Annotated in this window: 21 protein-coding genes; 6 read left to right on the plus strand and 15 right to left on the minus strand. The window is 70.9% G+C overall.

Going from position 1 to position 24,958, the window contains the following annotated elements; genetic code table 11:
• Positions 1–13: 13 nt before the first annotated feature.
• From AC1HIL_RS40995 to AC1HIL_RS41015, 5 genes are read right to left on the minus strand one after another with little or no spacing between them, the layout of a single operon-like run.
• Entirely contained in the window at positions 14–1,018 is a 1,005-nt protein-coding gene (locus AC1HIL_RS40995) for a phosphotransferase family protein (RefSeq protein WP_479669279.1), read from the minus strand.
• 1 nt (position 1,019) lies between these two features.
• On the minus strand, positions 1,020–2,543 hold the full coding sequence (locus tag AC1HIL_RS41000; protein WP_479669278.1) for an acyl-CoA synthetase: 1,524 nt from the start codon (positions 2,541–2,543) through the stop codon (positions 1,020–1,022).
• Positions 2,540–3,436 (minus strand): enoyl-CoA hydratase-related protein, encoded by an 897-nt coding sequence (locus AC1HIL_RS41005; protein WP_479669277.1) that lies wholly within the window; start codon positions 3,434–3,436, stop codon positions 2,540–2,542. The genes AC1HIL_RS41000 and AC1HIL_RS41005 overlap by 4 nt, the downstream gene beginning before the upstream one ends.
• Positions 3,433–4,566: an acyl-CoA dehydrogenase family protein gene (locus AC1HIL_RS41010; RefSeq protein ID WP_479669276.1), complete on the minus strand. Its 1,134-nt coding sequence runs from the start codon at positions 4,564–4,566 to the stop codon at positions 3,433–3,435. The genes AC1HIL_RS41005 and AC1HIL_RS41010 overlap by 4 nt, the downstream gene beginning before the upstream one ends.
• 6 nt (positions 4,567–4,572) lie before the next feature.
• Positions 4,573–5,757 (minus strand): acyl-CoA dehydrogenase family protein, encoded by a 1,185-nt coding sequence (locus AC1HIL_RS41015; RefSeq protein WP_479669275.1) that lies wholly within the window; start codon positions 5,755–5,757, stop codon positions 4,573–4,575.
• Between the two features lie 257 nt (positions 5,758–6,014).
• On the opposite strand from AC1HIL_RS41015, the gene AC1HIL_RS41020 reads away from it, so the two are divergent.
• Entirely contained in the window at positions 6,015–8,006 is a 1,992-nt protein-coding gene (locus AC1HIL_RS41020; protein ID WP_479669273.1) for a lactonase family protein, read from the plus strand.
• Here the strand turns inward: AC1HIL_RS41020 and AC1HIL_RS41025 are convergent.
• The 6 genes from AC1HIL_RS41025 to AC1HIL_RS41050 all read right to left on the minus strand — a co-directional run bounded on the left by AC1HIL_RS41025 (position 7,996) and on the right by AC1HIL_RS41050 (position 14,201).
• Complete coding sequence (locus AC1HIL_RS41025; RefSeq protein WP_057594637.1) at positions 7,996–8,421, minus strand: hypothetical protein; 426 nt, start codon at positions 8,419–8,421, stop codon at positions 7,996–7,998. The two genes, AC1HIL_RS41020 and AC1HIL_RS41025, sit on opposite strands and share 11 nt — an antisense overlap.
• Positions 8,422–8,608: 187 nt before the next feature.
• A complete protein-coding gene (locus AC1HIL_RS41030; protein WP_057594638.1) occupies positions 8,609–9,505 on the minus strand; it encodes a LysR family transcriptional regulator in 897 nt (298 codons plus the stop codon).
• Positions 9,506–9,508: 3 nt separating this feature from the next.
• A complete protein-coding gene (locus tag AC1HIL_RS41035) occupies positions 9,509–10,972 on the minus strand; it encodes an efflux transporter outer membrane subunit (protein ID WP_479669272.1) in 1,464 nt (487 codons plus the stop codon).
• Positions 10,969–11,931, minus strand: coding sequence for an HlyD family secretion protein (locus AC1HIL_RS41040; protein ID WP_296730144.1), 963 nt, complete (start codon positions 11,929–11,931; stop codon positions 10,969–10,971). Before AC1HIL_RS41040 ends, AC1HIL_RS41035 begins: the two co-directional genes overlap by 4 nt.
• 45 nt (positions 11,932–11,976) lie before the next feature.
• Positions 11,977–12,183, minus strand: coding sequence for a DUF1656 domain-containing protein (locus tag AC1HIL_RS41045; RefSeq protein WP_057594640.1), 207 nt, complete (start codon positions 12,181–12,183; stop codon positions 11,977–11,979).
• Positions 12,180–14,201, minus strand: coding sequence for an FUSC family protein (locus tag AC1HIL_RS41050; protein ID WP_479669271.1), 2,022 nt, complete (start codon positions 14,199–14,201; stop codon positions 12,180–12,182). Before AC1HIL_RS41050 ends, AC1HIL_RS41045 begins: the two co-directional genes overlap by 4 nt.
• Before the next feature lie 154 nt (positions 14,202–14,355).
• Between AC1HIL_RS41050 and AC1HIL_RS41055 the strand changes: the two genes are divergently transcribed.
• Together AC1HIL_RS41055 and AC1HIL_RS41060 are read left to right on the plus strand one after the other, a co-directional pair.
• The gene (locus AC1HIL_RS41055) at positions 14,356–15,150 is read left to right on the plus strand and encodes a helix-turn-helix domain-containing protein (protein ID WP_479672820.1); all 795 of its coding nucleotides are present in this window, start codon (positions 14,356–14,358) and stop codon (positions 15,148–15,150) included.
• A gap of 54 nt (positions 15,151–15,204) precedes the next feature.
• Entirely contained in the window at positions 15,205–16,122 is a 918-nt protein-coding gene (locus AC1HIL_RS41060) for a DMT family transporter (protein ID WP_479669269.1), read from the plus strand.
• Here AC1HIL_RS41060 and AC1HIL_RS41065 read toward each other — a convergent pair.
• Complete coding sequence (locus tag AC1HIL_RS41065) at positions 16,117–17,301, minus strand: MFS transporter (RefSeq protein ID WP_479669268.1); 1,185 nt, start codon at positions 17,299–17,301, stop codon at positions 16,117–16,119. The two genes, AC1HIL_RS41060 and AC1HIL_RS41065, sit on opposite strands and share 6 nt — an antisense overlap.
• 10 nt (positions 17,302–17,311) lie before the next feature.
• Positions 17,312–18,145, minus strand: coding sequence for an isocitrate lyase/PEP mutase family protein (locus tag AC1HIL_RS41070; RefSeq protein ID WP_479669267.1), 834 nt, complete (start codon positions 18,143–18,145; stop codon positions 17,312–17,314).
• Positions 18,146–18,259: 114 nt separating this feature from the next.
• Here AC1HIL_RS41070 and AC1HIL_RS41075 point away from each other — a divergent pair, with 114 nt between their 5' ends.
• Positions 18,260–19,207, plus strand: coding sequence for a GlxA family transcriptional regulator (locus tag AC1HIL_RS41075; protein ID WP_261214105.1), 948 nt, complete (start codon positions 18,260–18,262; stop codon positions 19,205–19,207).
• An 81-nt stretch (positions 19,208–19,288) separates the two neighbouring features.
• Positions 19,289–20,293: a LacI family DNA-binding transcriptional regulator gene (locus AC1HIL_RS41080; RefSeq protein WP_479669266.1), complete on the plus strand. Its 1,005-nt coding sequence runs from the start codon at positions 19,289–19,291 to the stop codon at positions 20,291–20,293.
• A gap of 11 nt (positions 20,294–20,304) precedes the next feature.
• On the opposite strand, the gene araD is transcribed toward AC1HIL_RS41080, so the two are convergent.
• Complete coding sequence (gene araD, locus AC1HIL_RS41085) at positions 20,305–22,038, minus strand: L-arabinonate dehydratase (protein ID WP_479669655.1); 1,734 nt, start codon at positions 22,036–22,038, stop codon at positions 20,305–20,307.
• A gap of 26 nt (positions 22,039–22,064) precedes the next feature.
• On the minus strand, positions 22,065–23,156 hold the full coding sequence (locus AC1HIL_RS41090; protein WP_479669265.1) for a mannonate dehydratase: 1,092 nt from the start codon (positions 23,154–23,156) through the stop codon (positions 22,065–22,067).
• 434 nt (positions 23,157–23,590) lie between these two features.
• Here AC1HIL_RS41090 and AC1HIL_RS41095 point away from each other — a divergent pair, with 434 nt between their 5' ends.
• Positions 23,591–24,940, plus strand: coding sequence for an MFS transporter (locus tag AC1HIL_RS41095; RefSeq protein ID WP_479669264.1), 1,350 nt, complete (start codon positions 23,591–23,593; stop codon positions 24,938–24,940).
• The last annotated feature ends 18 nt before the right edge of the window (positions 24,941–24,958 follow it).

The raw sequence follows: 24,958 nt of genomic DNA on the forward strand, positions 1-24,958 counted from the left end.
GCGGTTCCTTTGTTCAGTGCTCGACAAGCTGGAAGAAGTCCCACAGCGGCTCTTCCATGCGCCGGCCCACGGCGCACAGCTCGAGGCTCGCGGGCGTGCCGTCGTCGCGGGCGGCGAGACCGCGGCGCACGCAGCCGATGGCCCACTTGAGGTTGGAGAAGGCCTCCCAGAAGCGCACGCGCGCGGGATCGACCGGCGCGCCGCCCGCGCGCTCGTAGGCTGCGTAGAGCGACTCGCGCGCACCGAAGCCGCCGACCTCGGGCGCGGCGCCGAAGCGCCAGGTCCGCATGCACAGCACGCCGAGGTCCTGCATCGGATCGCCGCGGCGCGCGATCTCCCAGTCGAGCACGCAGCGGATGCCTTCGGGTCCGACGATCAGGTTGCCGGTGCGGAAGTCCGCATGCACCAGCGCGTCGGTATCGTCCGCGGGCAGATGGCGGCGCACCCATTGCAGCGCGAAGTCGAGCGCGGGATGACGGAACCCCGTGGCGTCGAGCAGGCCCGCATATACCGCGAGCTCCTGCGCGGGCGAGAGCCGCTGCAGGAAATCCAGCCCGGTGGTGGGCATGCGATGGATGGTCGCGAGGATCCGTCCGGCCTGCTCCGCCATCGCGGCGCGCGCACCGGCATGCGCGGGATCGGCGACCAGCTTGCGGCCCAGCGTCTCGCCTTCCACATGCTCGGTGACGTAGCCGCGGCCGAGGCCGTCGTGCAGGTCGAGGATGGCGCGCACCCTGGGCGCCGGCACGCCGTGGCCGCGCGCGGCGATCATCAGCCGCGCATCGTCGGCGGCATCGAGCTTCGGTGCCGACGATTCCTTTCTTTCGGGTGTGGCGGCTGGTGCCTGCTGCAGGATCAGCGCGACAGGGCCGTCGGCGGTCGCGAGCTCGAAGGACCAGGTGGTCTTGGTCGCGCCGCCCGTGAGGCGGCGCAGCGCCTCGACGCGGCCGTGCAGTCCCGCATGGCGGCTCAGCGCGGCGGCGAGCCGTTGCGCCATCGCTTCCGTGGCGGGCGCCATTTCAGATCCTGCGGCCCGCGCCTTGCCAGAACGGGTCGCGCAGGCGGCGCTTGAAGATCTTGCCGCTGTCCTCGCGCGGCAGCGACGCGTGGAAGTCGATGCGGCGCGGTACCTTGTACCGGGCGAGCCGCTCGGCGAGGAAGGCGCGGATCGCTTCCGCGTCGGGCGCGGCGCCGGGCATGCACTCGATGGCCGCGGCCAGCGACTCGCCCATCTCGTCGTCCGGAATGCCGAACACCGCGCAGTCGCGCACCGCGGGGCATTGCAGCAGCACGGCCTCGATCTCGGCCGGATAGATGTTCACGCCGGCCGAGATCACCATGTCGGCGCGGCGGTCGCACAGGTACAGGTGGTCGTCCTTGACGTAGCCCACGTCGCCGCAGCTGATCAGCCCGTCGCGCTCGACCTCGCGGCGCTTCTCGGGATGGTTGTGGTACGTGAAGTCGGCATAGGCCGGCACGCGCACGAAGATCTCGCCGACCTCTCCCGGCGCGACCGGGCGTCCGTCCTCGCCGTAGAGCACCATGCGCGCGCCGGGCGTCAGCCGGCCCACGCTGCCGGGAAATTCCAGCCAGTCCTGCGGCGTGCTCAGCGTGGCGGTGCCGACCTCGGTGCCGCCATAGGTCTCGTACACCACCGGTCCCCACCAGTCCATGAGCGCGCGCTTGGTCTCGGGCGCGCAGGGCGCGCCGGTATGGGTGACCCAGCGCAGCGAGCCCAGGTCGTAGCGGCGGCGCACCGCCTCGGGCAGCTTGAGCATGCGCACGAACATCGTGGGCACCGCCACCATGTGGCTGATGCGGTGGCGCTCGATCGCGGCGAGCACGGCCTCGGGATCGAACTTGGTCTGCATCGCCAGCACCTCGCAGGCGGGCAGCGCCTGGCGCGCAAAGGCATTGGGCGAGGAGTGGTACAGCGGCCCCGCGATCAGCGCGCGCACGCCGGGCTGCAGGCCGTACACGCTGCGCAGCAGTTCGACATAGGCGCGCGCCTGCTCGGGCGTGGCGGCCTCGCGCCGCACGCCCTTGGCGCGGCCGGTGGTGCCCGAGGTGTAGATCATGGTGGCGCGGCTGCGCATCGGCGGGCCGTCCCAGGGCGCGAAGGCCGCGAGCCAGGTGTTCCATTCGAGCGCACCGCCCGGCACCGCGGCGGCCTCGTCGGTCAGCGCGAAGGCGCGCACCGCCTCGGGCGGCGTCGGCACCGTGACGACGGCGGTGTCCACGGGGAAGCGCTCGCGCACCGGCGCGAGCAGGTCGGCATGGCCCACGATCACGCGCGGACGCACGTCCTCGACGATGTAGAGCACCTCCTCGGGCTTGCCGTGCCAGTTGATCGGCACGGCGTAGGCGCCGAGCGCGGCCGCGGCCTGCTGCGCCTCGAGGAAGGCGAAGTCGTTGCGCAGCAGCAGTGCCACCGCGTCGCCCTCGCGCACGCCGAGCGCATCGAGGCCGCGCGCGGCCTGCAGGGCGCGCTGGGTCAGCAGGTCGCGCTCCATCGCGCGCCCGTCGAGGATCACCTGGCTCATGTCGTCGTGTCTCCGGTGGGGGCGAACGGCGGCTCCGTCCACCAGGGGTAGGGCGCGGGCATGCCGGTGCTGACGGCATCGGGAAAGCGCGCGGGCCGCTTCTCGCGGAACGAGGCCACGCCCTCGGCCGCGTCGGCCGAAGCGCCGCGCGCGCGCAGCGCGGCGCTTTCGAGGCGATGGGCCTCCATCGGATGCGCCGCGCCGAGCATGCGCCACATCAGTTGCCGCGTGAGCGCCACCGACACCGGTGCCGCATGCGTGGCGATCTCCGCGGCCAGCGACTGCGCGCGCGCCAGCAGCTCGCCGGGTTCGCACAGCTCGCTCACGAGGCCGCCCGCGCGGGCCTCCTCGGCATCGAAGACCTGGCCGCCCATGCTCCATTCCAGCGCCTTCGAGATGCCGGCCACGCGCGGCAGGAACCAGCTCGCGCAGGCATCGGGCACGATGCCGCGGCGCGCGAAGACGAAGCCGAAGCGCGCGTCGCGCGAGGCGATGCGGATGTCCATCGGCAGCAGCATCGACGCGCCGATGCCGACGGCCGCGCCGTTCACGGCGGCGATCAGCGGCTTGGTGCTCGCGAACAGGCGCAGCGCGAGCACGCCGCCGCCATCGCGGCCCGGCTCCTCGCCGGATTCGGCGTCACGCGCGGCCGCGGCCGGATCGAAGGCCCGCGCGCCTTCCGACAGGTCGAAGCCGGCGCAGAAGGCACGGCCCGCGCCGGTGATCACGATGGCGCGCACCGCGTCTTGCGCATCCGCGAGGTCGAGCGCGCGGCACAGCTCGCGGCGCATGGCGCGGGTCATCGCGTTCATGCGCTCGGGGCGGTGCAGCGTCAGCGTGAGCACCGGGCCCGACAGGTCCCAGCGCAGGGTCTCGAAGGCGGGTTCGCTCATGCCATCGCCGCCAGCCGCGCCGACTGCGCGTCGACATCGCCGAAGAGCTGGTCGAGCAGCGCGAGGCGGCGCAGGCAGTGGCCCACCGCGTATTCCTCCGTCATGCCGATGCCGCCATGCAGCTGGATCGCCGCGTGGCACAGGCCGCGGCCGTGGCGGCCGATCATGAGCTTGGCGCGCGCGAGGTCGGCGCGCGCGCCGGGTGCGTCGAGGTCGTCGGCGGCGACCGCCGCCACCAGCGCCATGCTGCGGCACATCTCGAGGCTCACGAGCATTTCCGCGGCGCGGTGGCGCAGCGCCTGGTTCTCGCCGATCAGTCGGCCGAACTGGCGGCGCGTCTTCAGGTAGTCGACGGCCAGCCGGTAGGCCGACTCCATGAGGCCGACGGCATCGGCGCAGACCGCGGCGGTGCCGGCGGCCAGCGTTCCCTCGAGCGCGCGCAGCGCGGTGGCGGCATCGTGCGGATCGTGCAGCGGCAGCGCGGTGGCGGATTCGAAGCGCAGCTCGCCGGCCGGCGTGTCGTCGACCAGGCGATGGGCGCGGCACTGCACGCCCGGGTCCTGGGCATCGACCAGGAACAGGGCGAGGCCCTGTGCATCGTCGGGCACGCCTGCGACGCGTGCGCTGATCACGACATGGTGAGCGGCCGTGGCATGCAGCACGTTGCATTTCACGCCGTCGAGCCGCCAGCGCTCGCCATCGCGGCGCGCGACGGTCTCGATCCACAGCGGCGCCTGGTGCCCGGCCGCTTCGTCGTGGGCCCAGGCCAGGCGGACTTCACCGCTGGCCACGCCGGGCAGCAACCGCGCCTGCATGCCGTCGTCGCCCGCGAGCCGCAGCGCGGTGGCACCGAGCACGACCGAGGCGAGGAAGGGCTCGAGCGACAGCGCGCGGCCGAGCTCCTGCATCACCGGCAGCAGGTCGACCGCGCCGCCGCCGAAACCGCCGTGGGCCTGCGGCAAGGGCAGGGCGGTCAGTCCCAGATCGGCCAGTTGCCGCCACACCGCTTCGCTCCAGCCCGCGGGCGTGGCGGCGATCGCGCGGCGCTGCTCGAAGCCGTAGACATCGCCGAGCAGGCGCGAGAGGCTGGCCTGCAGCGCCTGCTGCTCTTCATTGAGTTCGAAGTTCATGCGGGCCTATCCCAGGATCGTCTTGGAAAGAATGTCCTTCTGGACTTCGCTCGTGCCGCCGTAGATGCTGGCGGCGCGGCTGTAGAAGTAGCGCATCGCGAGCGGCCCGGCCCAGTGCTCGGCGCCGGGCCCGTCGTGCGCGCGGCGCTCCATCGCCGCGGGACCGGCGATGCGCTGCAGCAGCTGCGCGATCTCCTGCTGCAGCTCGGTGCCCTTGAGCTTGAGCACGGAAGCGAAGCCCGGATTCTTCCGCGCCGTGTCGTTCGACAGCAGGAAGCGCCAGTTCGTGACCTCGAGCGCGCGGATCTCGGCGTCGAGCACGGCCATCTCGGCGCGCAGCCGCGGGCTGTCGAGCAGCGGTCGGCCGGCCTGCGTGAGGCGGCCGGCCAGCTCGCGCGCATAGTCCAGCCGCTCGCGGCACAGGCCCACGTTGGCGATGCCGGTGCGCTCGTTCATCAGCAGGTACTTGGCGCAGTCCCAGCCGCGGCCTTCCTCGCCGACGAGGTTGCCGACCGGCACGCGCACCGCATCGAAGAAGACCTCGTTGAGATGGTGCTGGCCGTCGATCGAGGTGATCGGGCGGATCGTGATGCCCGGGCTGCGCAGGTCGATCAGCAGGAAGGAGATGCCGTGCTGCTTGCTGCCCGTGCCATCGGTGCGCACCAGCGCGAACACCCAGTCGGCCAGGTGCGCGGTGGTGGTCCAGATCTTCTGGCCGTCGACGACGTAGTGTTCGTCTTCGCCTTCGCCCTCCCGCCTGGCCGAAGTGCGCAGCGAGGCCAGGTCGGAGCCCGAACCCGGTTCGGAGAAGCCCTGGCAGAACCAGAGGTCGAGGTTCGCGAGCTTGGGCATGAAGAAGCGCTTCTGCGCCTCGGTGCCGAACTTCAGCAGCACCGGCCCGAGCATGCCCACGTTGAACACCTGCGGCAGCGGCGCGGGCGCGCGGAACAGCTCGTCGAGCAGGATCAGCCGCTCGGCCTGTCCGAGCTCGGCGCCGCCGTATTCACGCGGCCAGTGCGGCGCCGCCCAGCCTTTCTCGTTGAGGATGCGCTGCCACGTGACGGTGTCCTGCTTGCGCGGCGGGTGGCCCAGGCGCAGGCGTTCGCGGATCTCGGCGGGCAGCCGCTCCTCGATGAACTGGCGGACCTCGCGGCGGAAAGCGGCTTGGTCGGGGGGCGTGTGTAGGTCCATCGGGCGGGTGGCGGGCTGGGAGTTGGCTTGGGGAATCATATGCCTGACTTTCTATTGGATCAACCATTGATTTTCTAGCCCAGCTGAAAATCATCCAATGAGTGTTATGTCAAATCAAACTGACGAAAGACGATGCAGTCGCAGCCCTCGATTTACCAGTTCTCGGGGATTGGCTCTCGAGGCGGAGCTCCCTAGGATGCCCGTTTTCCCGACCCTGCCCCGCGATCGCCACGTCGCGCCACCGGGCTCATCGTTTCATGCAACAGCACACGCCCGCCGCCATCCCCGCCCCTGTTTCGTCAACCCGCAGCACCGACTCGTTTCGGGCCGTCGCACGCCGCAGCTGCGCACTGCTGGTGCTGCTGCTGGCCGCTTGTGGCGGCGGTGCAGGCAGCGGTGGCGGCGCGTTCGCACTGCCGCCTGTCGGCCCCGCGACGACGCCGACGGAGCCCTCCGCGCCGACGGAGCCTTCGGTGCCGACGGAGCCTTCCGTGCCGGAGCCGCCCCCGCCGCTCACCATCGGGGGAACGGTCACCGGATTGAAGGGCCACGGGCTCGTGCTGGCGAACAACGACGACACGCTGGCGGTGTCGGCCGATGGTGCCTTCACCTTTTCCACCGCGCTGGCGCAAGGCGCGACCTACGCGGTGAGCGTGCGGTCCCAGCCCGGCGGACCTTCCCAGGTCTGCACGGTCAACGGCGGCACGGGCACCGTGGCCGATACGGCGGTCACCGGGGTGAAGGTGCTGTGCGCCACGCAGTCGTACACGGTGGGCGGCACGGTCGGCGGACTGGCCGGCACGGGCCTGGTGCTGCAGAACAATGCGGGGGACGATCTGCCCGTCGCGGCCAACGGCAGCTTCGTGTTTCCGGTCGCGGTGGCCAGCGGCGCCGCCTATGCGGTGACCGTGAAGACGCAGCCCGGCGGACCGACCCAGCTGTGCTCGGTGGCGCAGGGCAGCGGCACCATCGACGCGGACGACGTGGCTTCGGTGCAGGTGGTCTGCGCCACCCGCACCCGTGCGGTGAACGTCAAGGTGAGCGGTCTCGACGGACAGGGCCTGGTGCTGCAGAACAATTCGGGCGACGACCTGGCCGTCGGCGCCAATGGCAAGCGCCAGTTCGCGACCTCCGTCGCCGAAGGGAGCACGTATGCCGTGACGGTGAAATCCCAGCCGCGCATGTACACCCAGTTCTGCACCGTCGACCGGGGCAATGGCACGGTCGCCGCGGCGGACATCGACGATGTGAGCGTGGCCTGCGCCACTCCCGCGACGCGCAGCGTCTACGTGTCCTCCTTGCTCGGCTCCAGCATTCCCATGCTCATGCGCTATAGCGCCGCCGACCTGACGGCACAGGCATCGACCATCGCGCCCGCCACCTTCGTGTCGTTCGCGGCCGATCCGAAGGGGCGTCTCGTGTTCGGCGGGAGCGACAGCGGTCGGGTGTATGCCATCCGGCAAGGCGATGGCATCGATACGATGAGCTCCGCAACCTTGGGCGCCCGCGGAGCTGTCGCGGTGGGCATGCATCCCAGCGGCGACTATCTCTATGTCGTCGCGAACGGCGACGGCCTGCTGAGCACGTATGCCGTGCCCCCGGCCACGCCCGCGGCACCGGGCGTTCTTCAGCAGAAATTCCTCTCGGGCGCCAGCGGTACCTCCCCGCTGCCGCTGCCGCTGGCGGTGGATCCGCTGGGGCGCTTCGTGTTCGTCGGCACCAGCGGCCAGGGCATCCAGACGCTGCCGATCCGCGCGGATGGCACGCTGGATGACCCGGTCCGGCAAGCAACAACAGACGTGGTATCGGTCGTGGTCCACCCTTCCGGCGCCTACCTCTATGCCATCGGAACGGATGGCATGTTGCGGACCTACTCGATCCATGCGTCGACCGGCGCCCTGACGCAGACGGCCCTGACGGTGGCCGGCCTGGGAGTGGATGGGTCGACCTCCCTGGCCATCGACGGCAGGGGCCGCATGCTCAGCCTGGTCGATACGGCCAACCAGTTGCAATACACGCGGGCGATCACCGACATGGCCACCGGCGCACTGGGGACGCCCTTCCCGATCCACGGCCTGATCAATCCTGTGGCCACCGCCTTCGACCCTTCGAGCGACGGCGTGAACTTTCTCGTGGGGTCCCTCAACCTCTACCGCCGCACCATCGACCCCGCCACGGCCAGCTACGCGAACACGCTGACCACGCAGGTCGGGCCCGCGATCAGGGCGATGGTGCTGCTCAATCGCTGAGAGGCCCGCGGACGTTCGTGCGGCAGGCGTCGAGCGGGTTCGCGCGCGCCTCCAGCTTGCGCGCCCGGCTCGACCGAACGGGTCGGCGACCTGGCGCTTCTCCGAGAATGCCCGGCTGCTGACGCTGCGCGTGCGTCAGCGCGGAGAGTCCTTCGGCCGTGACTTCGAGAACGACCGCGCGTGCGATCACGAGCTCGCCGGTGCGCTCCCTGCGCGGCGGGTCGAAGCGTGCCTTCACGAGGCCGGCAGCCTCCAGCGAGAGGAGCTGTTCGATCTCGTCGGGGGAGGTCGATTCGGCGGGCAGGCGCCGCTGCCAGAAGGACGCCAGCAGCCTCATGCTGTCCAGCACGCGAAGCTGCCGCTCGTTGAGGATCTTTCGACGCATCGCTACCTTTTCCTGGCTGAAGTCGAACATTGGCGCCCCCGAAACGACTTTATGGAACGAGGAACATGCCCTGCTCGTAGGCGCTTTTCCGATCACGCCGCCATCCATGTGCCTTGCAGGGGGCCGTGCGAATCGGCGCGCCACGACGTGAGAGCGTCCAGCCAGGCCAGCCCAGCCCAGGTTCAGGGCAAGCTTCGACGGATCGCCGGTGCCCGCATCAGCGCACGGAGAGATCCCCGGCGCTCGACGTGAGGAAGTCCAGGAACGCCCGCAGTGCCGCGCTCTTGTGATTGCGATGCGCGTAGGTCGCATACAGCCAGATCGTCGGGGGCATCGCGTCTTTCAGCACGGGCACCAATGCACCCGAGCCCAGGTGCGCGCGCGCCAGCACCTCGGGCACGCAGGTGACGCCGAGCCCTTTCACCGCCAGTGCGATCAGCGGCGCGGCATCGTCCGCATCGAGGCGGCTGCGCACGGGCACGTGGTGCGTCTTGCCATCGATCAGGAAGGGCAGCCGGGGCGACGCGTCCCACAGCGAGAAGGTCAGCAGTTCGTGCCGGGCCAGGTCCTCGGGCTTCGACGGCATGCCCTTGCGCGCCCAGTATTGCGGCGATGCGCAGAGCACCAGCGGCACGGGCCGAAGCTTGCGCACCACGACGTCCCTGGCCTCGATGGGCCCGATGCGCAAGGCGACATCGATGCCTCCCATCACCAGGTCGTCGTCGCGATTGCTCAGGTGGATGCTCACGTGCACGTCGGGGTGGTCGGTGATGAAGTCCTCGATCTGCCAGCCCAGCAGGCTCAGCGACAGGCCGTGCGGCGCCGCGACCCTCAGGCGTCCGCGCGGATGCGCCGCGAAGTCCGACAGTTCCGTGCTCAGCTCCTGGAGCAGGCCGAACAGAGGCGCCAGCCGCCGCGCGAGCGTCTGCCCGGCGTCGGTCGGCGTGACCGAACGCGTCGAGCGGTTCAGCAGCCGCACGCCCACGCCCTTCTCGAGCTGGGCCACGATCTTGGTGACGCTGGCCTTGGAAATTCCCAATGCGATGCCCGCGCGCGTGAAGCTCTTGCGGGCGACGACTTCGGCGAAGACCCTGAGCTGCTGCAAGTCTTCCATGGCCTATGGCGCCACGCCGGCGAGCAGGTCCCGCCCCTGGCCTTCCCAGCCGCCGCCGAGCGCCATGAACACGGCGAACTGGTCGTCCGCGAGCCGGGCTTCCGATGCCGCGAGGGCCGCCTCGCTGGCCGCCAGCGTGCGCATGGCATCGAGCGCATCGAGTTGCGCGGTCTTGCCGCTGACGTAGAGCGTGCGCGCCTGTGCCGCCACGACGGCGCTCTGGTCGCGGGCGGCCGCGAGGGCGGCGTGCCGCTCCAGTTCGCGCGCGTAGGACTCGAGGGCGCTCTCGACCTCGCGCAGCGCCGTGAGCACGGTGGCATCGAAGCGCGCGGCGGCCTGCCGCGTGGCGGCTTCGGCCTGCGCGATGCGCGCGCGGGCCACGCCGTTGGTGGGCAGCGTCCAGCTGACCAGCGGCCCCAGGCTGTAGCTGAACGACTCGCGGTTGCCGAACCGGTCCATGAAGCCGGCCGAGCTGGCCGACAGGCCGAGCACGACCTTGGGATAGAGCTCGGCCGTCGCCACGCCGATGCGGGCGGTGGCGGCCGCGAGGCTGCGCTCGGCCTGTCGCACGTCGGGCCGGCGACGCAACAGGCTTGCACCATCGCCCACGGGCAACGGACCCGCCACGCGCGGCGGGCTGTCGCATGCGGCCACCTGGGCCGGGAAGTCGCGCGGGGCCGCGCCGGTCAGCGTGGCCAGCCGGTACAGCGCGTTCTGGCGCTGCGCCCGTAGCGGCGGCAGCGAGGCGCGCAGCAGTTCGAGCTGGCCGCGTGCGCGCGCGGTGTCGATGGCCCCTACCCTGCCGCCCTGCTGCAGCCGTTGCGCGAGCTGCACGGCCTCTTCCTGCAGCCGCACCGATTCGCGGGCGCTGCGCAGACGCAAGCCGGTGGCGCAGGCCTCGGCATAGGCCCGGGCCGTGCCGCCGGCGACGTTGACGCGCACCAGGTCGACGGCCGCCCGCGCCGCGCCGCTGCCGGCTTCGGCCGCCTCGATGGCGCGGCGCAACTGGCCGAACAGGTCGAGCTGGTAGGACAGGTTCGCGCCCACGCCATAGGTGAAGCGGCTCGGCGGTTCGTAGTCCTTCTGCACGAGCGTGAGCCCCGAGACATGGCCGAAGCCGGGGCCGCCGTTCAGGGCCAGCGTCGGCCGCTGCGGCCCGCGCACCTCGGCTTCGAGCGCCTGGTCGCGCTCGAGGCTGGCCATGGCCTGCCGCAGGTCGGCGTTGTGCGCCAGGGCCCGGGCGACCAGTGCGTCGAGTTGCGGGTCCTCGTAGAGATGCCACCAGTTCGGCGGCAGCGCCGCGTCCGTCGCATTACCGCCGGCCGACAGGAACGGCCCCGCGGAGGCCGCCTGCGCGGGCGAGAGCGCGGCCGGCGCGACATAGTCGGGGCCGATGGGCGAATGGGCACAGCCGGCCAGCAGCGCGCCCGCCGCGACGGTGGCCAGGTGTCGGTGAAGGTGCGTCATCCTCGCGGCTCCGCACGGCGCGCGGCGGCGGCCGTCTCTGGCGCCGCCGAGGCCCCGAGCACCTGCACCGTGACCGTCTGGCCCGTGACCAGCCGCGTGCCCGCCGGCAGCGTGTCCAGCTTCACGCGCACGGGCACGCGCTGCGCGAGCCGTACCCAGTTGAAGGTCGGGTTCACGCTGGGAAGCAGGTTGGCGCCGGTGCTGCGATCGCGATCGGCGATGCCGGCCGCGATGCTCTCCACGCTGCCTTCGAGCGCGCCGGCGTCCATGGGCGTCACGCGCACCCGGTCGCCCAGGTGGATGCGCGGCAGCTTGTTCTCCTCGAAATAGCCTTCGACGTAGACCGACCCCGCGTCCACCAGCGCCATCACCGGATGGCCGGCGCTCGCATAGGCGCCCTGTCGCAGGTCGAGGTTGGTCACGAGGCCGTCGGCGGGCGCATGCACCTGCGTGCGGCGCAGGTTCAGCCGCGCGGTGTCCAGCGCGACCTGCGCCTGGCGCAGCGCCACCTCGGCCGCGCGCAGGGTGCCGTTCGCCTGGTCCAGCCGCAGGCGCGACTGCTCGCGAAGCTCCCGCGAGACCAGCTCGGCCAGGCCCGTGTTGCGGTCGTTCTCGCGCCGTGCCTGCGCGATGAGGATGCGCTGGTTGTCGAGCGCGACGGCCTGCGCGGCGACGGCCGCCTCGGCCTGCTGCACGGCCAGTTCGAAGCGGGCCTTGTCCAGCGAGAACAGCGGCGCGCCGGCGGCGACGAACTGGTTGTCGCGCACCGCGACCTCGGTCACCAGGCCGGACACGTCGGGCGCGACCTGCACGACCTCGGCGCGCACGCGTCCGTTGCGGGTCCAGGGGGCCAGCTCGTAGTGGTCCCACAGTTGCCAGGCGGAGCCGCAGGCGGCGGCGACGACCGCCAGGGTGAGGAGCGCGCGGGCGCCCGGTCGGGCCCATGCAGGAAAGGACATGGCGTCAGGTCTCATGAAAAGGCAATGGAATGCGAAGCGCGGAAATCAGGTGGCGAAGGCGCCGGTGAAACGGGCCAGGGCATGAAGCAGCAGCACGTACACCGCCAGGTCGAACAGGGCCGGGTGCCACACCCAGCGGTAGACGCCGGCCAGCGCCAGCAGGCGGCGCAGCGCCCAGGAACACGCCAGCGCGCCGCCGGCCAGCAGCATCAGGCCCGGCAGGTACACGCCGTGGAAACTCGTTTCGATCATGGGTGGAGCGTGCCGTCGGCCGCCGGAAAGAGGTTGCGTCGAAGGCCCACGAGGGCCGCGATGGCGGGCGGCGCGGCGCCGCCGTGCAGCGCGTCGAGCAGCAGGCGGTCGATCTGCGGCAGCAGCGGTTCATCGCGCCGCGGCGCTCCCGCGGCCCGGGCGCGAAAGACCCGGGCCGAGTCCGCGAGCAGGCGGCCGAGGGCTCCGGCGGGGAGGCAGCGGCGCCACTGTTGCAGGGTCGCGATGTCGGCACCCGTGCGCAGCTCGCGCAGCGCCAGTCGCGCGTGGGCCCGGGCTTCCTCGCCCGCGCCCGGTGCCGTGCGCGGTGCGAGCAGCGCGATACGGTCCAGCATCCGGCCCGCATAGGCGTCGCGCGCGGATGCGCCCCGCGGGCGGGCCGCGAGCTCGGCCAGGTCGAGCGAGGTCGCGCGCCGTAGGCGCCGGGCGCTCCAGTCGCTGCCCACGCTGCGCACCAGCGCGGTGAGGCGCGCCGCGGCCACCCCGCCCAGGATCAACGCGAGGTTCGAGTTGAGCAGGGTCGGCAGGTCCGCGCTGGCGGTGTCCTGCAAGGCGAGCGTGCCGGCCACGCCGAAGAACAGGCCCAGCGCCGCGAGCGAACTGGCGGGCCGCGCGATGTAGCAGCCGACCAGCAGGAAGAACGGCGCGATGCACAGCGCCAGCATGCCGAAGTCGCGCGCCAGCGGCATCACCACCAGCACGCAGAACACCGACACCGGCAAGGACCACAGCAAGGCGACGACGAACCTGTGCATGGCGGGCACCGGATCGTCCATCGTCGCGAAGAAGCTGCTGAAGACGGCCGCCGACATCGCCGCGGCCGACCCCGAGGGCCATGCCGTGGCGATCCAGGCCGCGCAGCATGCGCAGGTGGCCAGCACGGCCGTCGCCGCCGAGCGCAGTGCCAGGCCCCGGTCCCGATGCAGCACCTTCTGGCCGAGTGCCGCGCTGCGCCGCGGCGGCATCGCGCCGCCGGCGAGGCCGGCGTCGATGTCGGCGCGCAGCCCGACGCAGGCCCGCCACTCGAACACCAGTTCCTCGAGCCGCACGGCGAGGTCGATGCGCAGCGCGCGGATCCAGGGCGACGCCGCCGGCCCATCCGCCAGGGCCTGGAACGCGGCGCGTGCTTCGTCCATGGACGCGGCCGGCTGCCCCGCTCCCGGCGGCGCCATCGAGCCCGCGTGCCGCTCGAGCGCCGAGACGATGTCTTCCGGCACCTCGCCCTCGGCGGCCTTCAACGCCTCGAGCCGGTCCTCGATCGCCGACAGCGTGGGCGCGAGCGCCGAGAGGCGGTCCTGCATGGCGCGAATGGCGCCCGCGGTCCAGCGCAGGTTGCCGGTGTCGAAGGGCACATGGGTCGACAGCAGGCGCAGCTGCGTGATGTCCAGCGCGAGCCGCTGGCGGTCCGCGGCCATGCGCATGCCGTCAGCGTGCCCGTCGCCGAGCAGGTCGTTCATCCAGCGGCGCGCGTCGCCGAGCGCGCGGTCCATCAGGGCCAGCAGCGACGGCGCCAGGCTGGCCGGCAGCACGAGACCGTGGACCAGGCTGGCGCACAGGATGCCGAGTCCGATCTCCTGCACCCGCGCCACGGCCGTGTCGAACATGGCCGCGGGCGCTTCCACCAGCGGGAAGCCGATGAGCGTGGCCGAGTAGCCCGCGAGCAGGAAGACATAGGAGCGCGCGCTGCGGTCCAGCAGCGAGAGGTAGAGGCATAGCCCGGTCCACAGCGCGAGCGCCAGGGTCAGCAGCTCGGGCGCGGCCGACAGCGCGGGGACCAGCACCACGGTGGCCGCGCAGCCGAGCACGGTCCCCACGAAGCGATGGAGCGCCTTGGAGCGCACCTGGCCCGCGAGCGGATGCGCCACGATGTACGCGGTCATGAAGGCCCAGAAGGGCCGCGGCAGGCCGGCGCGGCAGGCCAGGTAGAGCGCGAGCATGGCGCCTGCGAAGCTCTTGAGGGAGAAGAGCATCTCCTGGCGAGAGAAGCGGATCCGTTGCATGCGTCGATGCTAGGCAGCGCCGTGCGTGTCGGAAATTGCAATCCCGGCCGAACGATTTCTCTTTTCGGCCACGGCGCGGACTGCGTCCCTTCCGTGCGGAGCCCCGCGGCCGGCGGGCGAGAATGGCCGGTTCGCAGCAACCCTCATGGAGACCATGCAACGCCCCGAGGTCGTCCCCGAAGGCCTGGACTACCCGCTCACCGTGCCCGTCATGGCGCTTCGCGTGGACGTCGAGGCGCGTGCGCGCGAGATCCCGGTCCATCAGCACCAGATGGGGCAGCTCGTCATCGCGCTGCGCGGTGCCGTGTCGTGCGAGGTGCCGGGCGCGCTGTGGATGGTGCCGCCGCAGGCGGGCGTATGGATTCCGGGCGGCACGCCGCACAGCAACCACGGCACGGCGAACGCGCTGATCTTCTACCTGTTCGTCGCGCCGGGCGCGGGCGCATTGCCGACCAGGTGCTGCACCCTGGCCATCAGCACCATGCTGAGCGAGATGATCCAGCACCTGGCCGGCCTGGCGCCGACCTACGAGCCCGGCAGCGCCACGGACCGGTTCGCGCATGTGGTGCTCGACCAGCTCGGCGCGATGCCGAACGAGGACTTCTCGCTGCCGATGCCGCAGGATGCGCGGTTGCGCAGGATCTCGCGCGCCATCTCGCTCGACCCTTCGGACCGCCGGACCCTGCAGGACTGGGCCGCCGAGACCGGCACCAGCGAGCGCACCCTGACCCGGCTGTGCACGGCGCAGACCGGCCTGAGCTTCGGCCGCTGGCGGCGCCAGCTGCACATGATCGTGGCGCTGCGCGAACTGTCGGGCGGCGCGACCGTGCAGCAGGTGGCCTATGGCCTGGGGTACGAGTCGCCGTCCGCCTTCATCACGATGTTCAAGAAGGCCTTCGGCAAACCGCCGGCCACCTACATCGCCGAGCGGTTCAAGGTGGGCCCTTGATCCGCGCGCCCTGCCCCGGCAGGCAGAATGCGGCAGGAGCGAGACAACCCACCCATGCAATCGACCGGAACCCTGCGCGGCATCGCCGCGATGCTGCTGGCCTGCGCCTTCTTTGCCTGCATGGACGCGCTGCTCAAGACCCTGGCCGACCACTATCCGCCCGCGCAGGTGATGGCGCTGCGCGGCCTGACGGCCCTGCCGCTGGTGTGCCTCTACGTCGCCTGGCGCCGCGAGGCCGCCGGCGTCTTCAACCGCCGGCTGCGCTGGCGCCTGCACCTGCTGCGCGCCGTGCTGAACATGGCGATGCTCATGCTCTTCGTCCATGGCCTCAAGACCCTGGGCCTGGCCGAGGCCTACACGCTGACCTTCATCGCGCCGCTGCTGATGGTGCTGATCGCCGTGCCGATGCTGGGTGAGTCGATCCACGCGCGGCACTGGGTCGCCATCGGGCTGGGCTTCGCGGGCGTGGTGATCGCGCTGCGGCCCGAGCAGGGCGCCTTCCTCTCGATGGGCGCGATCGCGATCCTGGTGGCCGCGGTCTGCTATGCGCTGTCGAACATGCTGGGCCGGCTCATCAGCCGCACCGAACCGAGTGCCGCGCTGGTGTTCTGGACCACCGTCGGCATGGCCGTGGGCGGCAGCCTGCTGGCGGCGCCGCAATGGGTGCCGATCCGTGCCGAGCACGCATGGATGCTCGCGGGCCTGGCCCTCAGCGGCTTCCTGGGACAGCTGGCCATCGCCGAGGCGTTTCGCCACGGCCAGGCCGCCGCCATCGCGCCCTTCGAGTACAGCGCCCTGGCCTGGGCCCTGCTGCTCGACTGGCTGTTCTGGCAGGCCGTGCCCGATGCCTGGACGCTGGGCGGCGGCGCGCTGATCGTCGCGAGCGGCCTCTGGCTGGCGCGCAGCGAGGCATCGAGGTCGGCCCGGAACAAGCAGCGGCCGGCCGCCCCCGTGACGCGCTCGTCCTCATGAGCGCACCGGCAGCGCGGCGCCCGAAGCCGCCTGCGCGCGGTGGCCGGCGATCCGGCGCCCGGCCATGTGCGAGCTGAAGATCGCCAGCATGAAGACGCCCACGCTCAACAGGCTCAAGCAGTGGGCGCCGAGCAGATGGATGCCCACGGCGCCGAGGATGCCGGCCGTCGTGACGCCGAGGTAGGTCGCCGCGGTGTTCAGGCCCAGCAGCACCGGCGCGATGGCCGGCGCGACGTTGACGAGCCGGTACTGTTGCGGCCCCTGGATGCCCCAGCCCGTCGCACCCCAGATGGCGACCGCCACCACGGCGGGCCATAGCGAAGCGCTGGTCCAGGGCAGGAAGGCCATGTCCACCGCCTGCGCCACGAGCACCACGAACATGACCGTCGTCGGAGAAGTCCGGTCCAGCACGCGCGCCAGCGCGATGTTGGTGAGCGTTCCGCTCGCGCCCCAGACCACCAGCAGCGCGCCGAACACGAGGGAGTTGACCAGCACGCGATCGAACACCACCGAGAAATAGACGTAGACCAGGAAATTGCCCGCCATGCCCAGGTAGGTGGTGAGGAGGGTCCAGCCGATGCGCGAATCCTTCAGCGGCGCCAGGCGTGCCATGAGGCCGATCCTCGGCGCCAGCGGCACCCGCTCGAGCAGTACCAGGATGCCCAGGCCCGCCGCCAGCCCCACGGCCGCGACGAAGTACATCGTCCAGCGCCAGTCGCCGAGCCCGCCGAGCACCGTGCCGATCGGCGAGCCCAGCGCCGTGGCCGCCGTCAGGCCCGCCACGATCACGGCGATCGCCTGGCCGCGGCGGTTCGGTTCCACGATGCTCGCGCCCGTCCCGGTCGCGGTCGGCGAGTACATGGCCGCGCCCAGCCCGGCGAACACGCGCGAGGCCAGCGCGAGCGCGAAGGTGGGCGCGAGCGCGGTGGCGAGGTTCGCGAGCACGAAGATGCCCAGGCCCGCCAGCATCAGCCGCTTGCGCGGCACGTTGCCCGCGATGGCGGCAATGGTCGGCGCCAGCAGCGCGTAGGAGATCGCATAGAGCGTCGTCAACTGGCCGGCCACGGCGATGTCGACGTCGAAGGCGTGCGCCAGTTGCGGCAGGATGCCGGCCACCACGAAGGTGTCGGTGCCGAGCGCGAACATGCCGAGCGCCAGCACGAGCAATCGTTTGTCCATGGCTTTTCCTTCAGCGCGCCGCGGCGAAGAGTTGCTGCATCTCCGCGAACGGCTTCGCGCCGGCCGAGAGCGGATCCGAATGGCCGGTCTCGAGGAAGCTCCTGGCGGCGCGCTCGGCCTGTCCCCAGATCCACTGCGGTATGGCCGAGCCCGCGCTGAGGCGCCGTACGCCGAGCCTGGACAGCTCGGCCGCCGCGGGCAGGCCGCCCCAGGCCATCACGTTCAGCGGCAGCCGCGTGGCGAGGGCGACGTCCTCGATCTCGGTCGGCTCGCGCAGGCCCGGCACGAACAGGCCGTCGGCGCCGGCTTGCGCATACAGCCCCGCGCGCCGGATCGTTTCCTCCACCCGCTGCGAGGGCTCCGCGAGCCCGGCGAGGATCACGTCGGTGCGCGCGTTCACGAACAGGTCGGTGTTCGTGCGGTGCAGGAATGCCTTGATCGCCTCGATCTTGGCCGCCAGGGTCTCCGGCGCGTCGCGCCCGTCCTCGATATTGATGCCGGTCACCCCGAGGTCGAGCAGCCGCCGCACGAACTCGACGACGGCCTTCGGGTCGTCCGAATAGCCGTTCTCGATGTCGACCGACAGCGGCACCGTGAGCACCCGCGCGATGCGGGCGACCGCGCCCACGGCTTCGTCGACCGGCAGTTCCCGGCCATCCGCGCAGCCCAGCGACCAGGCGAGGCCCGCGCTGGTGGTGGCGATGGCCGCGGCGCCGGCGCTCTCGAAGAGCCGTGCCGAGACCGCGTCCCAGGCGTTGGGCAGCACCAGCGGCGTGGCGGCGTGGTGAAGCTGGCGGAAATGCGCGGCCGTGTTCTTCGGCTTGTCGCGGTTCGGATGGGTCATTGCGTGCTCCTGGAGTGGGCCCCTCGCGGGGTGACAGGGGCTCATCTTCGCGATAAACTGCGATGGCGTTAAGGTCAGGTTTCCGTCTTTTCACGCCATAAAAGGAGCTCTCGAATGATTCGTGTCGGCGTGGCGATCTATCCCGGTTTCCAGCTGCTCACTTTGGCAGTCGTCTCGGTGTTCGAGTACGCCAACATGTCGCTGGACGCGCCGCTGTACAGCCACACCCTGCTCTCCGAGCACGGCGGGCCCGTCAGGTCCTCATGCGGCGTGGAAGTCGGCACGGTGCCGTTCGGCAACGCGCGCTACGACACCGTGCTGGTGGTCGGCGATACGGTCGTGACCGAGGGCTCCCCTGCCCTGCTGGGCTTCCTGCGCAAGTCGGCCCGCCGCGCGCGGCGCCTGGGCGCGGCCTGCACCGGCGCCTTCAATCTCGCGCAGGCCGGGCTGCTCGACGGCAAGCGCGCGACCACCCACTGGGCGCACGTCGTCAAGATGCGGCGCGACCATCCCGAGGTGCTGCTCGAGGAGGACAGCATCTTCGTGCACGACGATGGCGTCTGGACCTCGGCCGGCGCGACCGCCTGCATCGACCTCGGGCTGGCGCTCGTCGAGCAGGACTGCGGCGCCGATGTCGCCAAGCTCGTGGCGAAGCGCATGGTGGTGTATCACCGCCGCACCGGCGGCCAGTCGCAGCATTCCGCGCTGCTCGAGCTGCGCCCGCGCACCGATCGCATCCAGAAGGCGCTCACCTATGCCAAGAGCCACCTGACGAACGAGCTCTCGCTCGAGGAACTCGCCGAGGCCGCGAACCTCAGCCCGCGCCAGTTCGGCCGCGTGTTCAGGGAGGAGACCGGACAGACGCCGGCCAAGGCCATTGAGCGGCTGCGGACCGAGACGGCGCGGCTGATGATCGAGTCGCAGCTGCTGCCGATCGAGACCGTGGCGCGCGACACCGGCTTCGGCGATCCCGACCGCATGCGCCGGGCCTTCCTGCGGGCCTATGGGCAGCCGCCGCAGGTGATCCGCCGGGCCAATCGGTCGGAGGCGCGGCGTGCGTGAGGGCGCATGGCTAACCCGGGCAACGCCGCTCCGATGACGAAGCCCGCCATGCCGTCACCTCTTCCACCCGGCACCTTTCGCATGTCCGACGTCGCGCGCGAAGCGGGCGTGGCGCGCGTGACCGTGTCCCGCGTCCTGAGCGATCCCGAGTCCGTCGCGCCGGCCACGCGCGCCGCGGTGCAGGAGGCGATCTCCCGGCTCGGCTATGTGCCGAACCTGAACGCCGGCACCTTGGCCTCGAGCCGCTCGCGCATCGTGGGCGGCATCGTGCCGAGCCTGTCGAATGCCTGGTTCGCGGAGACGATCGACGGCCTGTCCGAAGTGCTGGAGGAAGCCAACTACCAGCTGCTGTTGGCGCAGTCCCGCTACGACATGGAGCGGGAACTGCGTGTCGCGTCGACCCTGCTCGGGCGCCGCGTCGATGCGTTGATGCTGACGGGAACGGGCCACGCACCGGCGCTGCGCGAGCTCGTCGGCCGTGCCGGCATTCCCGTGGTGGAAACCTGGGACCTGCCCGCGCACGGCGGGCATGGTGTCGAGGCGCCGCTGGACATGGTGGCGGGCTTCTCCAATGTGCGGGCCGGCGAGGCGGCGGCCTCCCATCTGCTGGCGCGTGGCTGCCGGCACCTGGGCTTCATCGGTGCCGACGAGGAGCGCGCGCGCAAGCGCCTGCAAGGCTTTGCCGAAACGGTCGAGCGCGCGGGCCGCGGTCCCGTGAGTCCCTGGCTGGGCAGTCCGCCCACGGCCTTCGATGCCGGGGCCGCGGCGCTGCAACAACTGCGGGAGCGCGAGCCCCGGCTCGATGCCGTCTTCTGCAGCAACGACACGCTGGCCGCCGGCGCGCTCTTCGAGTGCCGGCGCCGCGGCTGGGGAGTGCCGCGGGACATCGCCATCGTGGGCTTCTCGGACCAGCCGATCGCGGCGGCGAGCGTGCCCGCCCTCACGAGCGTGGCCGTGCAGGCGCGCGAACTCGGGCGGCGGGCCGCGACGATGCTCGTCGCCCGCCTCGAAGGCGGGTCCGATGCCGCGCTCCTGCCCAAGGTGGTCGACCTGGGGTTCCGGATCGTGGCGCGGGAGAGTGCCTGAGGCGGCGGCTTTCAGAAGATGTCGGGTTCGCCCGCGGAGAAACCGTGGCTCGTGCGAAGGAAATCCAGGTCGCAGCCTTCGTTGGCCTGGAGGATGTGGTCGGAGAACATCCTGCCGTAGCCCCGGCCGAAGCGCGGCGGAGGCGGTGACCATCGGGCGCGCCGCGCCGCCATCTCCTCCCCCGACAGCTCCACCGAAATGCGCCGTGCCGGCACGTCCACGCTGACGATGTCGCCGGTTCGGATCAGTGCCAGGGCGCCGCCCACATAGGCCTCGGGCGCGACATGCAGGACACAGGCGCCGTAGCTCGTGCCGCTCATGCGCGCGTCGCTGATGCGCAGCATGTCGCGCACGCCCTGCTTCAGCAGGCGCGTCGGGATCGGCACCATGCCCCACTCCGGCATGCCGGGCCCGCCCCTGGGCCCCGCGTTGCGCAGCACGATTACGTGATCCTCGGTCAGGGTGGTGGCCTCGTTGTCGAGCTCCTTCTTCAACGACGGGTAGTCGTCGAACACCACCGCCGGCCCGCGGTGGACCATGAACCGGCTGCTCATGGCGCTGGGCTTGATCACGCAGCCATCCGGTGCGAGGTTGCCGCGCAGCACGGCGAGCGCGCCTTCCGCATAGACGGGGTTGTCCAGGCGGCGGATCACGTCGTCGTCGAACACCTGGGCGCCGGCGATGTTCTCGCCCAGCGTCCGGCCGGTGACGGTCATCGCGTCCAGGTGCAGGTGTCCGCCCAGCCGCGTCATCAGCGCGGGCAGCCCGCCGGCGTAGTGGAAGTCCTCCATCAGGTAGTTGCTGTCGCCGCTCGGCCGCACGTTCGCGATGACCGGCACCTGCCGGCTGATGCGGTCGAAATCGTCGAGGCCGATGTCGTCGTGGCCCGCGCGCCGGGCTTGCGCGATGAGGTGGATGATCGCGTTGGTGCTGCAGCCCATCGCCATCGCCACGGCGATCGCGTTGAGAAAGGACTCGCGGGCCTGGATCGCGCGCGGCCGGAGATCCTCGTGGACCATTTCGACAATGCGGCGGCCGCAGCGCGCGGCCATGCGCTGGTGCCCGGCATCCACCGCGGGGATGCTGGACGCGCCGGGGAGCGTCATGCCCAGCGCCTCCGCGATGGCGGTCATGGTGCTTGCCGTGCCCATGGTCATGCAGGTCCCCGGGCTGCGTGCGATGCCGGCGACGATGCCGTCCCATTCCGCTTCGGTGATCAGGCCGGCCCGCCGGTCGTCCCAGTGCTTGAAGGCATCCGATCCCGAGCCCAGCGTCCTGCCGCGCGAGTTGCCCCGCAGCATGGGTCCCGCGGGCAGGAAGATCGCGGGCAGGTCGGCGCTGGTGGCGCCGAGCAGCATCGCGGGGGTGGTCTTGTCGCAGCCGCCCATGAGCACGACGCCGTCCAGCGGATAGGCCCGCGTCATCTCCTCGATTTCCATCGCAAGCAGGTTGCGATAGAGCAGCGCCGAGGGCTTGATCAGGTTCTCGCCTAGGGAGATGGTGGGTATCTCGAGCGGGAATCCACCGGCCTGCAGCACGCCGCGCTTGACCTCCTCCACGCGGTGCTTGAAATGCATGTGACAGGGATTGGTATCGGCCCAGTTGTTCATGATGCCGATGACGGGCTTGCCCTCCCAGTCGAGCTTGTCGTAGCCCATCTGCATCACCCGGCTTCGATGGTTGAAGGACCTGAAGTCCTCCGGCGCGAGCCAACGCTGGCTGCGCAGCTTCCTGAGGCCGCTCATGTCAGGCATCTCGATGCGCGCGCGGCTCAGCGACGCGCGCCGGCGGTGGACCACGCGCCCGCTGCCTGCAGCAAGCCCCGCGTGTAGCCCAGCGCGAACGACATGAACCGCTCGCGGCCTTCGTCGATGTCGGACACGGGAACGTGGTCCGGGCACAGCGGGCCTGCATAGCCGCCGCGCTGGTAGGCCTTGACGGCCTCGAACATGTCCACGTCGCCCTCGTCGGGAAACACTTCCTCGAAATCCAGGTAGCCGCCGCGGATGTTGCGGAAGTGAACCATGAAGATGCGACCGGTGGCCGCGAACTCCTCGATCACGGGAATCATCGCCTTGCCGGGCTCCCTGAACATCTCCGCCACCGTTCCCTGGCAGAAGTTCAGGCCATGGTTCGCGCTGGGAGACAGGGCCAGGAAGCGGCGGATGCCGTCCGCGGAGCCCACCACGTGCTCGATGCCGTTGAGCCCGCCCACCGGGTAGGCCGGATCGTGCGGGTGGCATGCCAGGCGCACGCCCGCCGCGTCCGCCGCCGGCACCAGGCCCTCGACCAGGAACTCGATCGCGTCCCAGCCGGCTTTTTCGCTGACCGCAGGCACTTCGCGCGCCATCTTCTGGCCGCACAGCATCGACGACGCCGATCCGCCTTCCTCCTGGTTGCTCGGGTAGCCCACGCCCCAGTAGGAATGCTTGCGGTCGTCCTCGGGCCGGTACTCGGCATGCACGAAGCTCGAGTTCTTCGCGCCGCCGCGTCCCTCCTTGAGCGCCGTGCGCGTGATGCCCACCATCTGCACGTTGTACTTGAGGCAGTCGATGCCCGCGTCCGCGGCCTTGCGGATGTTGTCGGCCAGCACGGCGCGCTGCTTGCGCGCGCCGTCGATGTCGGTCAGGGAGTCCAGCAGGATCGAACCCACGTCGAGCGCGAAGACATCGAGCTTCATGCCGAAACCCTCGAGCCATTTGCGGTACTGCGTCAGCTTTTCGACATCCCAGGCTCTGACACCACCGGAAGCGGACACGAGTTCGGTGCCGCGGTTGTCGACCACCACGTTCTGTACGCCCAACTGGGCGGAGAGCCGCAGGCGACGTTCATCGGGATTGAGGAGTTGTTCGCTGATGTACATGGTTGAGATGCGGATGGCCGTGGCCATATGGACACGTGTCCATTTTGACTTCCGAGCAGGCGGGATACCACTGGATTCCTGGGCGGGCCTCGTGGAGCGGGCGAGAAATTCCCAACATCTGGGATTCCACTGGCTTCAACGCCTGGCGGTGCCACGTCGCGACGAGTCGAAAAAAGCCGGGGCTCGGCTCGGCGGCCTTGCCAAATCAGGGTAATCCCTTAATTCGGCGAGTCGTGCCCAGCATGTGGGACAAGGCAGGTGCCGGTCCCAGCCCTGGTGCCGAGCGCTGACGACAATGAATCCGCCATCCCGACACACCGTTGCGCCACCCATGGCACGCGCCGATTCAGGCCGTGTCGCGCGCCCCGCCTCGCTCGATCGAAGCGGCCCGCATGCGGCCCGCAGCCGGGCCATCCACCGCTCTCGTCAGCCCCATGTTCACCCACCGCAAGCGCTTTCTCATCCTCGCCCTCATCACCGTCGTGCTGGCTTTCAGCACCGGCGATCGCGCCACCCTGTCCGTGGCCGGCTCCGGCATGGCCAGGGAGCTGCAGCTGTCTCCGGTCCAGATGGGGTGGCTGTTCTCCTCCTTCGCCTGGGCCTATGTCCTGGCCCACATTCCCGCGGGCTGGCTGGTCGACCGGCTCGGCGCCAAGCGCATGGTGCTGTTCGGGCTGGTGCTGTGGTCGATCTGCACGGCCTTGCAGGGCGCGGCCGGCTGGTTCGGCTCCGTGTTCGCCGCATTGCTCGTGATGCGCTTCATGATGGGCGTGTTCGAAGCGCCGGTCGGGCCGGCATCCGGCCGCGTGATCGCGATGTGGTTTCCCGCTGGCGAACGCGGCGTCGCCGGCGCCATCTTCAACAGCGCGCAGTACCTGTCGCTCGCCGTGTTCACCCCGCTCATGGGATGGCTCGATCATCGTTTCGGCTGGGAGCACGTCTTCTCGGTGATGGGCGGCCTCGGCCTGCTGCTGGCGGTGGTCTGGTACGCATGCTTCCACGTGCCGGCCACCCATCCCTCGGTCTCGGCGCAGGAGCTCGAATCCATCCGCGCCGGCGGGGCCCTCACCGACCTCAATGCCCGGCAGCCCGCGGCGCGCAAGGATCCGGACGCGCCCGGCATCCTCGATCTGTTTCGCAGCCGCATGCTCTCGGGCATCTTCCTCGCGCAGTACTGCATCACGGCCATCACCTGGTTCTTCGTGTCCTGGTTTCCGACCTACCTGGTCAAGGAGCGCGGCTTCTCCATCCTGAACGCGGGCTTCATCGCCTCGCTGCCCGCGATCGCGGGCTTCATCGGCGGCGTGAGCACCGGGTTCGTCACGGACTGGCTGCTCAGGTGCACCGGCTCGCTCACCATCGCGCGCAAGATCCCCATCACCATCGGGCTGCTGCTGACGGCCAGCATGATCGGCTGCAACTTCGTCGACGCGGACTGGATGGTGATCGGCCTGATGTCCCTGGCCTTCTTCGGCAAGGGCTTCGGCTCGCTGGGCTGGACGGTCGTGGCCGACACGGCCCCCAAGGAACTGATCGGCCTGACCGGCGGCGTGTTCAACGCCATCGGCAACACGGCGGGCATCACCACGCCGCTGGTCATCGGCTACATCCTCGGCGCGACGAACTCCTTCCACTACGCCCTCGTGTTCGTCGGCCTGCATGGGCTGGTGGCGGTGATGAGCTACTGGCTCATCGTCGGAAAGATCGAACGCTTCGATGTGCGTGGCCGCCGTCGGGCGAACGACGAACAGGACGCGACCGGCGGCGCGCCGGCCGTTCGCTGAGCAGCGCCGCGGCGATGC

Source organism: Variovorax sp. ISS6, assembly GCF_056523145.1.

Excerpts from the sequence above, each read along its gene's own strand:
- AC1HIL_RS41030 (WP_057594638.1), bottom strand. The coding sequence starts at position 9,505 with ATGGAAGACTTGCAGCAGCTCAGGGTCTTCGCCGAAGTCGTCGCCCGC.
- AC1HIL_RS41095 (WP_479669264.1), top strand. The coding sequence starts at position 23,591 with ATGTTCACCCACCGCAAGCGCTTTCTCATCCTCGCCCTCATCACCGTC.
- AC1HIL_RS41040 (WP_296730144.1), bottom strand. The coding sequence starts at position 11,931 with ATGTCCTTTCCTGCATGGGCCCGACCGGGCGCCCGCGCGCTCCTCACC.
- AC1HIL_RS41035 (WP_479669272.1), bottom strand. The coding sequence starts at position 10,972 with ATGACGCACCTTCACCGACACCTGGCCACCGTCGCGGCGGGCGCGCTG.
- AC1HIL_RS41070 (WP_479669267.1), bottom strand. The coding sequence starts at position 18,145 with ATGACCCATCCGAACCGCGACAAGCCGAAGAACACGGCCGCGCATTTC.
- AC1HIL_RS41025 (WP_057594637.1), bottom strand. The coding sequence starts at position 8,421 with ATGTTCGACTTCAGCCAGGAAAAGGTAGCGATGCGTCGAAAGATCCTC.
- AC1HIL_RS41020 (WP_479669273.1), top strand. The coding sequence starts at position 6,015 with ATGCAACAGCACACGCCCGCCGCCATCCCCGCCCCTGTTTCGTCAACC.
- AC1HIL_RS41080 (WP_479669266.1), top strand. The coding sequence starts at position 19,289 with ATGTCCGACGTCGCGCGCGAAGCGGGCGTGGCGCGCGTGACCGTGTCC.
- AC1HIL_RS41055 (WP_479672820.1), top strand. The coding sequence starts at position 14,356 with ATGCAACGCCCCGAGGTCGTCCCCGAAGGCCTGGACTACCCGCTCACC.
- AC1HIL_RS41090 (WP_479669265.1), bottom strand. The coding sequence starts at position 23,156 with ATGTACATCAGCGAACAACTCCTCAATCCCGATGAACGTCGCCTGCGG.
- AC1HIL_RS41060 (WP_479669269.1), top strand. The coding sequence starts at position 15,205 with ATGCAATCGACCGGAACCCTGCGCGGCATCGCCGCGATGCTGCTGGCC.
- AC1HIL_RS41010 (WP_479669276.1), bottom strand. The coding sequence starts at position 4,566 with ATGAACTTCGAACTCAATGAAGAGCAGCAGGCGCTGCAGGCCAGCCTC.
- AC1HIL_RS41005 (WP_479669277.1), bottom strand. The coding sequence starts at position 3,436 with ATGAGCGAACCCGCCTTCGAGACCCTGCGCTGGGACCTGTCGGGCCCG.
- AC1HIL_RS41015 (WP_479669275.1), bottom strand. The coding sequence starts at position 5,757 with ATGGACCTACACACGCCCCCCGACCAAGCCGCTTTCCGCCGCGAGGTC.
- AC1HIL_RS41050 (WP_479669271.1), bottom strand. The coding sequence starts at position 14,201 with ATGCAACGGATCCGCTTCTCTCGCCAGGAGATGCTCTTCTCCCTCAAG.
- AC1HIL_RS40995 (WP_479669279.1), bottom strand. The coding sequence starts at position 1,018 with ATGGCGCCCGCCACGGAAGCGATGGCGCAACGGCTCGCCGCCGCGCTG.
- AC1HIL_RS41045 (WP_057594640.1), bottom strand. The coding sequence starts at position 12,183 with ATGATCGAAACGAGTTTCCACGGCGTGTACCTGCCGGGCCTGATGCTG.
- AC1HIL_RS41000 (WP_479669278.1), bottom strand. The coding sequence starts at position 2,543 with ATGAGCCAGGTGATCCTCGACGGGCGCGCGATGGAGCGCGACCTGCTG.
- AC1HIL_RS41075 (WP_261214105.1), top strand. The coding sequence starts at position 18,260 with ATGATTCGTGTCGGCGTGGCGATCTATCCCGGTTTCCAGCTGCTCACT.
- araD (WP_479669655.1), bottom strand. The coding sequence starts at position 22,038 with ATGAGCGGCCTCAGGAAGCTGCGCAGCCAGCGTTGGCTCGCGCCGGAG.
- AC1HIL_RS41065 (WP_479669268.1), bottom strand. The coding sequence starts at position 17,301 with ATGGACAAACGATTGCTCGTGCTGGCGCTCGGCATGTTCGCGCTCGGC.